Source organism: Coprococcus sp. RTP31081st1_H1_RTP31081_211007 (genome assembly GCF_040227275.1).
Classification (GTDB): domain Bacteria; phylum Bacillota; class Clostridia; order Lachnospirales; family Lachnospiraceae; genus Coprococcus; species Coprococcus aceti.
Map to the genome: position 1 here is coordinate 164,644 of NZ_JBEHVP010000003.1, position 11,617 is coordinate 176,260.

The 11,617-nt window shown below is 42.7% G+C and carries 10 protein-coding genes and 3 tRNA genes; all 13 read right to left on the minus strand.

Annotation, left to right across the window (positions count from 1 at the left end; genetic code table 11):
- Nucleotides 1–14: 14 nt before the first annotated feature.
- The 13 genes from ABUA31_RS07225 to ABUA31_RS07285 all read right to left on the minus strand — a co-directional run bounded on the left by ABUA31_RS07225 (nt 15) and on the right by ABUA31_RS07285 (nt 11,493).
- Entirely contained in the window at nt 15–1,436 is a 1,422-nt protein-coding gene (locus ABUA31_RS07225; RefSeq protein ID WP_349818674.1) for a L,D-transpeptidase family protein, read from the minus strand.
- A gap of 30 nt (nt 1,437–1,466) precedes the next feature.
- Complete coding sequence (locus ABUA31_RS07230) at nt 1,467–2,663, minus strand: FtsW/RodA/SpoVE family cell cycle protein (RefSeq protein WP_015534440.1); 1,197 nt, start codon at nt 2,661–2,663, stop codon at nt 1,467–1,469.
- Between the two features lie 14 nt (nt 2,664–2,677).
- A complete protein-coding gene (locus tag ABUA31_RS07235; RefSeq protein WP_349819992.1) occupies nt 2,678–4,078 on the minus strand; it encodes a hypothetical protein in 1,401 nt (466 codons plus the stop codon).
- Nucleotides 4,050–4,373: a hypothetical protein gene (locus ABUA31_RS07240; RefSeq protein WP_022217377.1), complete on the minus strand. Its 324-nt coding sequence runs from the start codon at nt 4,371–4,373 to the stop codon at nt 4,050–4,052. The genes ABUA31_RS07235 and ABUA31_RS07240 overlap by 29 nt, the downstream gene beginning before the upstream one ends.
- 18 nt (nt 4,374–4,391) lie before the next feature.
- A complete protein-coding gene (locus tag ABUA31_RS07245; RefSeq protein WP_022217378.1) occupies nt 4,392–6,083 on the minus strand; it encodes a hypothetical protein in 1,692 nt (563 codons plus the stop codon).
- A gap of 140 nt (nt 6,084–6,223) precedes the next feature.
- The gene (locus ABUA31_RS07250) at nt 6,224–7,693 is read right to left on the minus strand and encodes a DUF6382 and FHA domain-containing protein (RefSeq protein WP_055222369.1); all 1,470 of its coding nucleotides are present in this window, start codon (nt 7,691–7,693) and stop codon (nt 6,224–6,226) included.
- 116 nt (nt 7,694–7,809) lie between these two features.
- Nucleotides 7,810–7,880, minus strand: a tRNA-Cys gene (locus ABUA31_RS07255).
- 17 nt (nt 7,881–7,897) lie between these two features.
- Nucleotides 7,898–7,969, minus strand: a tRNA-Asn gene (locus ABUA31_RS07260).
- A 30-nt stretch (nt 7,970–7,999) separates the two neighbouring features.
- Nucleotides 8,000–8,087: transfer RNA gene (locus ABUA31_RS07265), tRNA-Ser, on the minus strand.
- A gap of 183 nt (nt 8,088–8,270) precedes the next feature.
- Nucleotides 8,271–9,539, minus strand: coding sequence for a fibronectin type III domain-containing protein (locus ABUA31_RS07270; protein ID WP_015534436.1), 1,269 nt, complete (start codon nt 9,537–9,539; stop codon nt 8,271–8,273).
- Between the two features lie 192 nt (nt 9,540–9,731).
- Complete coding sequence (locus tag ABUA31_RS07275; RefSeq protein ID WP_015534435.1) at nt 9,732–10,328, minus strand: Fe-S-containing hydro-lyase; 597 nt, start codon at nt 10,326–10,328, stop codon at nt 9,732–9,734.
- A gap of 18 nt (nt 10,329–10,346) precedes the next feature.
- The gene (locus ABUA31_RS07280; RefSeq protein WP_349819091.1) at nt 10,347–11,189 is read right to left on the minus strand and encodes a fumarate hydratase; all 843 of its coding nucleotides are present in this window, start codon (nt 11,187–11,189) and stop codon (nt 10,347–10,349) included.
- 28 nt (nt 11,190–11,217) lie between these two features.
- Nucleotides 11,218–11,493, minus strand: a complete 276-nt coding sequence (locus ABUA31_RS07285; RefSeq protein WP_015534433.1) for a hypothetical protein — start codon at nt 11,491–11,493, stop codon at nt 11,218–11,220.
- Between the last annotated feature and the right edge of the window lie 124 nt (nt 11,494–11,617).

The window sequence follows — 11,617 nt, forward strand, 5'->3', positions numbered from 1 at the left end:
CATTGAACACGATATTACCATGCTATTCCCTTATGACATCCGTTCTCTCTACACTTGTATGCCATGGTTGGATCTGTAGGATCCCATGTATGGCTGTAATCAAGCTGAACTGATGTAGGCTTAGGGAACGGGCCGCTCTTATTGCTCTCGAATATAGTTACCTTTGTTCCAAGATCGCAGTTGTCATATATCCACTTTGCATCTCCTGCCTTAAGTCTTATACATCCGTGTGAGCATGTCGTTCCGAGCATGTTATAAGCGCTGACTGATAATGTGGTAGGATCCTCCTCTCCGTAATACACAGAGTGGAAAAGTATATCACCTGTTATAAGTGTATCCCACTGTCCATAGCATGGCCCCATCAGTGTCCACCATCTTCCCTTTGCCGGGGTACAGAATGTTCCAAGAGGTGTTGTGTCACCGCCTGAACATACAAATGCCTTTACCGGAATGATATATCCCTTGTTGCCATCCTTTGCATATACAGTCACAACATTTGTGGTCTTGTTGACCTTTATCTCATAGGAATCCTGTTTTCCGAGGATCTTATCAACATCTGTGAGTCTCTTGCCACCTCTGTTGAAATAGAACTTATATCCATTCGCATATGCCCACTTGCTTCTATACATGGCACCGCTCTTACTGAAGTAATAGTATGCTCCATCCACATATCTGTATCCGGTGAGTAATGTTCCCTTGACGCTTACGAAGTAACGCTTGCCGTTGTAATATTTCCAGCCTCTGCCCTTCACCAGTGCACCATTCTTGTCAAACAGATACAGCTTGCCATTTACCTTCTTAGGTCCTTTGTATGCAACACCTGAAGCGCTGTAATACTGTCTGTTTCCAAGCTTTGTAGTATACCATCCTGTATATGGCTTTCCATTGGAACCAAATCTGTATGTCACGCCATTTATCTTTCTGACACCCTCCGCAAGATAACCATTACTTGAGAAATTATAGTAATACTTGCTATTCTTTACCTTATGTGCACCCTTATAGGCTTTTCCATCAGAACCAAAGTAATACTTCTTACCCTTTATTTTCTTCCAGGTATTCACCAGTGCCTTGCCATTTGTTCTGAAGTAATAGTAATTATTCTGGATCTTGTTAAGTCCTCTCACCATGCGGCCATATCTGTTAAAATAATATTTGTCGCCCTTGTATGTAAGGAACTTGCTCTTTAACGCCTTGCCGTTCTCATCGTAATAATATGTCTTACCGTTCTCGGTATACCAGCCCTTCTTATTCTTCACAGTGGCAGTTGCATCCGTCAATGTCGCAACACTCTCTCCGGCATCAGCCTGTGCCTCCGCAGCGTACACCGTGTACTGTCCGCCGACCCTGCTTTCTGACAGATTTGAGATTCCTGTCGCACAAGTTGACAACAATACTGCTGCCATTGTCAAAAACGCAATTTTTCTAAACTTTACCATATACTACCTCTCTTATTCCTCACATGGATTTTATTCATTCAAATGCTTCTGATACACTCTTCTCGTCTGCTGCCTTCTGATTCCTATACACATACCACACTCGACCATGGTCATGAGAAGTGCGGAACCTCCCGAGCTTATGAAAGGAAGAGTGACACCTGTATTCGGAATTACATTTGTCGCAACGCTTACGTTGATCACTATCTGACATACAAGGTGTACCATCACACCTATGACCATCATGCTTCCAAATACGTTCGATGACTCTTTAACTATAACATACATCTGGTATAACAGATAGCCATACAGAAGAAATAACATGATTGCTCCTGCCACACCAAGCTCCTCGCAGATTATCGCGAAGATCATATCATTCTGGGCCTCCGGTATAGCCGAAAGCTTCTGTGTTCCATTTCCAAGTCCTTTGCCGAAGAAAGATCCGCTTCCTATGGCATACAGCGACTGTATGACCTGATATCCTGCACTCTTCTCATATTTCTCTGTGTACAGCCATCCCAGGATTCGCTTTGCACGGAAGTTGTCATTTGACAGAAGTTCTTCCTCCGTAGGCAGGTAGCTCGTGGCTACCTTCACATAGACCACCGCCACCACCACAGCTATCAGCAATATTCCCAAATGCAGTTTCCAGTTCTTGCTGGCTATAAATGTTGAACAGTAACATATTCCAAGAACGACCAGACACGAACTCAGGTTTGTGGATATGACGAGCAGAAGTCCCGCCTGGAGTCCCACAAGCACCCACAGTATTATGACAGTCTGCCACTTGTGCATCTCTCTCCATTTGCTGCTTATAAATGAAGCTATGAATATGATCATGAGAGTCTTCACTATATCAGCGATCTGGATTCTGAATGGTATGTGAGGGATCTGGATCCATCTCGTCGCACCATTTACATTTACTCCCAATGGCGTGAGAAGCAAAAATGTCAGTATCAATGACAGAAAATATGCAGGCCATGTAAGCTTCTTATACAGACCGTATGGGAAAAACGCCAATCCCCATATTGCCAATGCTCCGAAAACGATAAACACCAACTGGCTTCTGAAATTGCTGGCAGCCGTGCCGTAACTGGATGCGCTGAATATCATTATCAGTCCAAATGCCAGAAGGAACGTTATAGCAATTATCATCTTATATATGGTTCCCGATGTATATCTGCTTTTTTCTTTGCCCGTGGAGTTATCCACAACTGATGTATCACTCATATACAAATCTCCATCTATCTGTTCATTATCTCTTTTATAAATTTATACGCACTTATCACATCTGTGTCAAATATATCCAGGCTGTCCCTGTATTCCGGTTTCTCTATCGCTCCTGAATCACAGCCGATATGCATGCTTCCATCACTGTCCCCGCTCCACGCAAGATCAATGCTGTTACCCTTATCATATCCGGTGATCTCCGCATTTTTTCTGAACACGGCATCTCCAACCTGTATACCAAGAATTGCATCACTTCCAGACAATCTAAGCTCCAGCGATGCACTTATACTGACAGGCTTCATGGAATCCATGAGATCGGCTGCCGATATATCCACATCAAACACCACTCCTGTCTCTCCGTCACTGCTCACATCCCTCTTTTTTATCACAAGATGGTTGTCAGAATTGTCAGTAACAGTGAACTCATACGACTGTGCTGTATATTTGTCTCCGTAAAATGTCAGCGACATGCTCATATCCCTGTCGGACACATGATCCGCATACAGCTTGACCAGCTCATTTTTACTGTTCACAGCAAAATAGAGCGTGATATCCCTGCCGTCTAACATTTCATCCACAAATTGCTTTATATCATGTACCAATTCTGCCGTATTGTCAATGGTATCTATCTCCGGTATGTATTTGTCAAGCATGTCATACACTTCCTGAAGATCTATATCATGTGTGCCAAAACAGTCATCCAGATAACTATAGAAATCATCCACATTGAAGATGACCGAGTACACCTTGCAGTCCTGTGCACTATCCCCAGTAACCACAGTCTGTTTTCCCTCACTCGTACCCTCCATATTGAAGAAATACTTAAGTGTCTTCTGGATAATATCTGTCTGGATATCGTCACCGTTGATGTCCGCATAATTATTTGCAGCCATCCTCATACAGTTCTCATAGGCAGTGCCAAATGAGTACACTGTGTCGCTGTCTATCCCAAGCAGTGATACCACCTGAGAATTGCTCATGTTCGTGATGAGATTGTCAGCGTACTGTATTCTGATTGCCATATCATCTATATATATGAGAGAAGTCCTCTTATTTGCATAGAGCTTGAATGTCTTGTCATCAACTCCTGCCTCCGCAAGAAAATTGTGATCCGAAGCACTTCTCTTCAGCGATATGTCAACGCTGTGATCAGAATTATCCTCAAATGAAAAGCTCTGACTGCCATTTATCATGTTCATACCCATGTCAAATGTGCCATACTGCTGATTCATCTCCGACTCTCTGGAAGAATTGATGGTATTTACCATGGCCTCCACAAGCTTTATCTGAGGTTTTCTCATAAGATGAAAAAAAATAATTGCAACAACTGCTGCCATCAGAATGATGACAGTCGCTGTTATTCCAATTATTCTTTTAAGTAGTTTACTATTGTTTTTTTTGTGCATATGTATCATGATTTTCATTCAACCAGGCTATGGCCTCACACAATCCTTCCTCGGAAAAATCAAACTGCTTCGATCCCTTCTGTTCATCCGGTGTGACCTCAAAACAGAATGGCTCCGGCCATATAAATGCCGTGAGTACAGTCTTTGTCTCCTTCGGTGCATCTTCCTCTGTCTGATCTTTTTCACCCTCCGGCTCAATCTCCACAACATCCTTCTGTATCATGTAACGGATACCCTTGTCACTGCCCTTAAAAGGCCGCGACTTGTAGAATTCCAGAGCCAGCAATTCAGGTCTGTTTATCACATATATCACCCTGTCTCTTTACTTTATTGTGAACGGATATACCTCTATGATCTTCTTGGTCGTCTCGTTCTGAAGATACAGATATGTTACACCCTTAGGTGCACTGTCACCTGATATCTTGACCCATGTTGACCAGCCGTCAACCACAGGATCTGAGAATGTTATGACGTCAGACTTGTTTCCATCCGCATACACAACGTATCCCGATATCTTCATAGAGTCATCACCGTCAAATCCAAATGACGTATGAATATATATATCTGATCCATCCTTTGTCTTGATGCTGTTAGATCCCTTATCAAGATCTTTTTCACTGCTGTTTACAAATGATTCTATATTCCACTTCACAAGCTCTGAATACAGCTTCTGAGCCTTCTCGTTGCCGTCGTATCTGAGTTCTCCGAGATATGTCATTGTAGTCTCATTGGCTGCGTTCTTATTTGCATTTGCAAATGCAAGCTTTCCATTTGCTATCTTCTTGGACACATCAGTCTTGACTACCTTCTCATAGTAATCAACTGACTTCTTGTATTCCTTGTCCTTGTATGCCTGGGCTCCAAGTGCCTGATAACACTTGTCTTTCTCAGCTACACAGTCCTTGTAATCCTTGTCCACCTTATCATAGCTCTTGATGGCATTCTCGTAATCCTTGTTCTTGTAATACTGCTCTGCCTTCTTGTATGTACACTCACTGGCCTTGTTCTTGTAGTCATTAAATTCTGACTTCATGTACATATCATACGCATCGTCATATTTGCCGCTGTCGAGCAGCTCTGATGCCTTGTTGTAATAGCACTTTGCAAGAAGAGTCTGGGAATCGCTGTACTCCTCTATGGTTGACAGAATACTGATGGCGTCATCGTACTTCTTGGCTGTTATAAGTGCCTCCGCCTTCTTATATGTACACTCGATAACCTTGTCCGATGCATCCTTGTATGAGCCTGCATTGTTGAATGCATCTATGGCTGCATCGTAGGATGCCGCATTCATCTGATCCATTCCCGCATTGTAATAACACTGATAAGCCTTATCAAATGCGTCATCGCTGCTGAAACTCTCCTCGTCACCGTCAGATGACTTGCTGTAGTTCTCTGCAGCCTTTCTGCTGTTGCCTGACTTCTTATAATATTCAGCCGCCTCAAGGTTCTTGCCTTCTTTTTCAAGACCCTCGGCATACTCATAATAAGCGTCTCCGTTTGCCTTTTTATAGGAATCCTTGAATTTTCCAAGATCCTTATACAGTGTCACGGCCTCTTCAACCTTTCCCTGGTCCATGAGGTCGTTGGCCTCGTTATACTTTCTAAACTTTGGAACAAATATAAATGCAAGGACGCCTATAGCGATGACGATAACCACTGGTATAGCTATGAGTGCGGCCTTTGCACCCTTGCTCATACCCTTCTTCTCGCCCTTTTTCTTTATCATTATATCGGCGCCTTCCTGTGGCATTATCTGAGGTTGTGGCATTCCCATCTGAGGCTGCTGCGGTGGCACAGGATTACCCTGTGGCTGCTGCATCATCTGAGGCATGCCCTGTGTTCCGCCTGTCAGGACAGTTGTGCTGTCATCGTCCTCATCGACATCCGGCTCACTTGTAAGCACAGTTGTGCTGTCGTCAACTTCCGGCTCTATCAAAGGAAATTCTTTTCCACAGACAGGACACTTTCTTACGTTCTCCCCCAATTCACAACCACAATTATCACAATACATATCTCTTCCTCCATCTTGAACTCCAGCCATTCAAAATTTGCCTTCGGCAAATGGCTGGAGCTACATGTCAAGTTTTCATAGAAAACTTGACACATCCCTTACGGATCAACCTGATTTATTACATTTATCGAACTCCATATTTAAGAATTTATCCTGAATATGAACTCCTCGTTTGAAAGCCTTATCACACTGTTATCAGGGATAGCCACATCAACATTGCTGTACACCTGAGTTCCGTTCAGGAATGTATGGTTTGTTGAGTTGTTATCTCTCAGATAATGTGTTCCATTGATACTGGTGATATAGGCGTGTCTTCTACTTATAGACTTGTTTCCTGTTACCTTATAGTCAACACCCTGATCAGCCTTGCCAATACAGAATACCTGTTTATTAATCTGAACGCTCTCACCCGTAGTCTTTCTGGTGAGGGTCGGCTTGCTGCCTGTGACAAGTGTTCTGTTGCTGAACAGTGTTGTAGGTGGCTCCTCATCCGGCTGCTCGCTAAGTCTCTTGGCTTCCTCCGCCTTGAGCTTTGCAAGGCCTGCCTGTCTCTTAGCCTCCTCAGCATTCTTGCGGGCTGCAAATTCTGCCTGCATTCTAGCCTCCTCAGCATGCATCTCCTGCTCTCTGGCACGTCTTATCTCATCTGCATACTGCGATGAAACCTTCTCTGCCCTGATTCGCTCCTCCTCGGCATTCCTGAACATTTCTTCAGCCTTAAGCCTCTCACTGTCATCGGAATTGCCCTGATATGAGTACATATCCTGAGCTGTGAGTACCGCTGTCTGCTCATAATCCTTTGCCTCAGCAGTGACCTTCTGTCTCCATATCTCGGCTTCGACCCTTGCCGCCTCGGCCTTCATACGGGTCTCCTCTGCCTGTCTGGCAACTTCCGCCTGATACTTTGCTTCCTCTATCTGTCTCTTTACCTCATTCTCGGCCTGCATTCTTGCCTCTTCAGCCTTTCTGGCTGCCTCCTCGGCTTTGTGGATTGCAAGCTCTTTATTATTGTCATTTGAAGTGAGTACCTTACTCTTGCCCTTTTCACCCTGTATTATAAGGAGCTGACTTGATGCTCTGAGATCTGACACGAATTCATTGAAATGAAATGCATCAAACTCCCTGTGATCGTTGAAATAATCAACTATCTGGTTAGCACATTCTATGGCTGGTGTGTGTGCATAGACAAATCCTGACAAGATGCTCTTCACGAACTCCCCAATGTCCTTCTTGTCAAATTTGCTTTCAAATGGAAGATACAGAAGCTGTATGGAGAAGTCACTAAATCTCACATACATATAATTCGTATCCCACACTACCTTCTCGGGTGCTAGTCCATTCTGTATGACTGACACAAGCTGCTTGCTTATGCTGAATATGTATTCCACCAGTTCATCCCTGAAAACCGGTTTCTGCATTATCTTACTAAGACTCATATCCCCATCTATTGAGAATTCGAGTTTTCTTTCCCCCTTAACAAACACTTCCCTGCACATGCTTGTGTTGCCTGCAAAAGGCACATTATAGGCATTCATTTCATATTTGCTAATAGGAGTAACCTGATCAAGTTTGTATTCAATTTTTATTGAATCTTTTAAAATTTGAGTCATACCCCACCTCCTACTATTTCAATAGCCAATATACCTCTACAGTATAACAGACAAAAAAAGCATATTCAAGGTTACAAAAAAAGGAAGATATATATTACATATATCTTCCGCTTGAGAGGTGCGAGCCGGATTTGAACCGGCGATGACGGTGTTGCAGACCGGGGCCTTACCACTTGGCTATCGCACCATATTATTTAATTAAAGCTCCCCGAGTAGGGCTCGAACCTACAACCCCTCGGTTAACAGCCGAGTGCTCTACCATTGAGCTATCGAGGAATAACGTCATAAGCATCTCCAAAAAGGAAACGCAGAAGGAGGGATTTGAACCCTCGCGCCGCGCAAACGGCCTACACCCTTAGCAGGGGCGCCTCTTCAGCCACTTGAGTACTTCTGCAAAATGCCTAAATAAAAATCTCCTACCAAAGAGTATTTAATTTTTGACGCTTGTTTATAATACCAAACCTGGCAGTGAATGTCAAGGAGTTTTTACAAGAAAATAATAAGCCAAAAATCGACAAAAAGGCGGATACTTTTTTGTATCCGCCCTCTTATCGTTTTGTAGATGTTTCTTACTATCTTATCTATAGTAGTAACTGCATCTTATATACTCACAAGCCTGTCCTCTGTAGGTCTTTCCTCTTACCTTGACAACAGGGATAACATATACTCCAAATGTAGAATATGCCTTAAGACCTCTTATTGTATAAGAGCTGCTCTTAGCACTTACCTTTTTCTTTATCCATTTTGCATTTGAAGCGTATGGATTCTTTGTATAGTATACAAGATAATACTTTGTATTTGCTACTTTCTTCCATTTAACCTTTGCAGCAGTGCTGCTTACAGAAGTTACATTACTCTTCTTTACACATGCCTGAGGTATGATTGTCTTGAATGCTGACCAATCGCTCCAGCACTTAGCACCACCATTTGCCTCTTTGTATGCACGGATTCTTACCTTGAATCCCTTGTTGTTGATTGCCTTACGAACCTTTGCGTTGTTGATCTTAACTCTGGTCTTTGTTGTAGCCTTTGTTGTGTATAATCTGGTCTTTCCGTTGAGAGAGTAGATCTGAACCTGATATCCTGTAGGATAGTCATAGTTTGGATTTGCCTTCCATCCGATTGTTATTACATTTCCACTCTTAGCTGGACTCCATATAAGAGTTCCTGCCTTTGCATCGGCAACATACTGTGGGTTAACAGGTGCTGAGTAGAGTGTACCTGTTGACTGTCCATAACCAAGTGCTATGTAGTTTGACTCTGATCTCTTATATGAATATACATAATATCCACTATAATGTGTTCCGGCCTTTGCAGGTACAGTTGCCTTGTTTGTAGTAACATTATACTGAGCCTCAACCTTTGAACCGCTGATCTTGGCAACTACATATCCTGTTACACCTGAAACTCTGTTCCACTGTAAACCGATCTTATTCTTTGTGCCTGAAGTCTGCTTTATTGACTTGTAATCTACGCTCTCAGGAGTTGTTATGACCTGAAGAGGATCTGACTGTCCAACAAGCTGCTTGTTGACATATGTCTGAACTATTACATAGTATGCTCTGCCGGCCTGAAGATTGTAAATATACTTCTTATTTGATGTTGAAGTATAAGAACTTAATGCCTGATATCCTGAAGATCTATCCTGGGATAAATACACTAAGTATTCCTCTCCATAATTACCGCTCCACTGAACTGTGACACCTGTCTTGGTATCATCTGTCTGCTGAAGATTTGTTACTGCTCTTCCTGATGCTGCCGATGCTGTTATTGTCATTGCAAAGAGCATGATTGACATGATTGCAAGGATCAATAACGATCTGTTGAAAACTTTTTCTCTTCTCATTAAATCTCTTCTTTTTCTTCTTTCCCTTGTTAATACAACAATTAATTTAATATGAGACTAACTCATATTAAAATTATACAAGTTTAATATATTTTAGTCAACATTATTGTGACTGTAATATTCAACAATTATTTTGTGCATTTTTGCTAATTCATTGTTGAGATTCTGTATACTTTTTATTTTATTCCTGTATTATTTATTCTGCTCAAGATAATCCTTTACCGCTGTTTCATACAGGTTGTGTCCCTCTGAATCTATAACCACAATAGCTGGGAAATTCTCCACTGTCATCTTCCTTATAGCCTCTGTTCCGAGATCATCGTACGCGATCACCTCGGATTTCTTGATACATTTGGAGAGAAGCGCTCCTGCACCGCCAACGGCTGCCAGATACACAGCCTTGTTGTCTATTATTGCCTGTATAACCTCCTGGCTTCTCTTTCCCTTTCCTATCATTCCACACAGACCCTTGCTGAGAATGAGTGGAGTGTATTTGTCCATTCTGCTGCTGGTTGTCGGTCCCGCCGAGCCTATGACCTGTCCAGGTTTTGCCGGTGTCGGTCCGAGATAATATATCACATTGCCGTTAAGGTCTATAGGAACTATGCCCTTCTCGTATAACTCAGTTCCACTGGCGTCCACGCATCCTGATTCCATGATGGCATCATACATTCTCTTGTGTGCGGCATCCCTGGCACTGTACACTATTCCATCTATATATACATAATCCCCTGCCTTGAGGGTCTTTACCTCTTCTCTGTCAAATGGTGCCTTTATATGTCTATCCATGATGAACCTAACCTCCTCCTATAATACTCTCGTAACGTGTCTGTTCACATGACAGCACATATTAACTGCCAATGGCATTCCGGCTATGTGAGTGGCATATGTCTCTATGTTCACAGCCAGTGCCGTGGTCTTTCCTCCAAGACCGCCAGGTCCTATTCCAGTGTTGTTGATCATCTCCAGAAGCTCACTCTCTATCCTTGCTATATGCTCTCTGTCTGAGTGAACTCCTACCTTTCTTGTAAGAGCCCTCTTTGCAAGCTTCGCAGCAAGCTCAAAGTCTCCTCCAAGACCCACACCTACGAATACGGGAGGACATGCATTTGGTCCGGCATCCTTTACAGCCTGAAGAACAGCAGCCTTCACGCCCTCTTCTCCATCTGCCGGCTTGAGCATGTACACCTTGCTCATATTCTCGCTTCCAAATCCCTTTGGAGCTATAGTTATCTCTATTTTATCTCCCGGAACTATATCATAATGTATAATCGCCGGGGTATTATCCTTTGTATTTTCTCTGATAAGAGGATCCTTTACCACTGATTTTCTCAGGTATCCGTCAGTGTATCCCTGTCTCACACCTTCGTTTATGGCATCAGTTATGTTCATTCCTTCTATATGTACATCCTGTCCAACATTCACAAAGAAAACAGCCATTCCCGTATCCTGACAGATAGGAATATCATTCTCCTTTGCTATATCCAGATTCTCACATAACTGTCCAAGTATCTGTTTTCCGAGCGGACTGTCCTCAGATTCTACTGAATCCCTGATTGCCTTCTCCATATCCTCAGACAGATTTACATTTGCTTCGATGCACATCTCCCTTACATTTTTGGTAATCTCTTCTGCTGCAATAACTCTCATCTCTTCACCGCCATTTTATAAATTTTTTTTAATCATCCAGGAACGTATCATCGTTCTTTTTGTAGTTTGGATCTCTCCTGTTCATGATGAATTTGTATATGTATAACACCACTGTAAATATCGCAACAACTATGATCATCGCCGCCAATATATATATGATGTTCATTATACTGTAAGAAAGTTCAGACGCCTTCTCGGAGCTCTGGAATATCTTGTCCAGTTTTCCTTCCGTTGTTGCCTCTGTAACCGTAGATGCAGCCGTTGTAGCCGCCGATGCCACCACCTGTATCACATTCGCCGTCATGCCTTTTACCCCCAATAATTTTGTTGTATTTTCCCATAATTCCAATCTCTTTATAATAACCTTCAAAATCCTGCGTTCAGGATTATTTTCTCCCAATGTGTAATCCAAGATAAGTATATCATAA

Bases quoted from the DNA above. Each gene is read 5' to 3' on its own strand.
- ABUA31_RS07280 (WP_349819091.1), bottom strand. From the start codon at position 11,189: ATGAGAGTTATTGCAGCAGAAGAGATTACCAAAAATGTAAGGGAGATG.
- ABUA31_RS07275 (WP_015534435.1), bottom strand. From the start codon at position 10,328: ATGGATAGACATATAAAGGCACCATTTGACAGAGAAGAGGTAAAGACC.
- ABUA31_RS07230 (WP_015534440.1), bottom strand. From the start codon at position 2,663: ATGAGTGATACATCAGTTGTGGATAACTCCACGGGCAAAGAAAAAAGC.
- ABUA31_RS07235 (WP_349819992.1), bottom strand. From the start codon at position 4,078: ATGATACATATGCACAAAAAAAACAATAGTAAACTACTTAAAAGAATA.
- ABUA31_RS07285 (WP_015534433.1), bottom strand. From the start codon at position 11,493: ATGACGGCGAATGTGATACAGGTGGTGGCATCGGCGGCTACAACGGCT.
- ABUA31_RS07245 (WP_022217378.1), bottom strand. From the start codon at position 6,083: ATGTATTGTGATAATTGTGGTTGTGAATTGGGGGAGAACGTAAGAAAG.
- ABUA31_RS07270 (WP_015534436.1), bottom strand. From the start codon at position 9,539: ATGAGAAGAGAAAAAGTTTTCAACAGATCGTTATTGATCCTTGCAATC.
- ABUA31_RS07225 (WP_349818674.1), bottom strand. From the start codon at position 1,436: ATGGTAAAGTTTAGAAAAATTGCGTTTTTGACAATGGCAGCAGTATTG.
- ABUA31_RS07250 (WP_055222369.1), bottom strand. From the start codon at position 7,693: ATGACTCAAATTTTAAAAGATTCAATAAAAATTGAATACAAACTTGAT.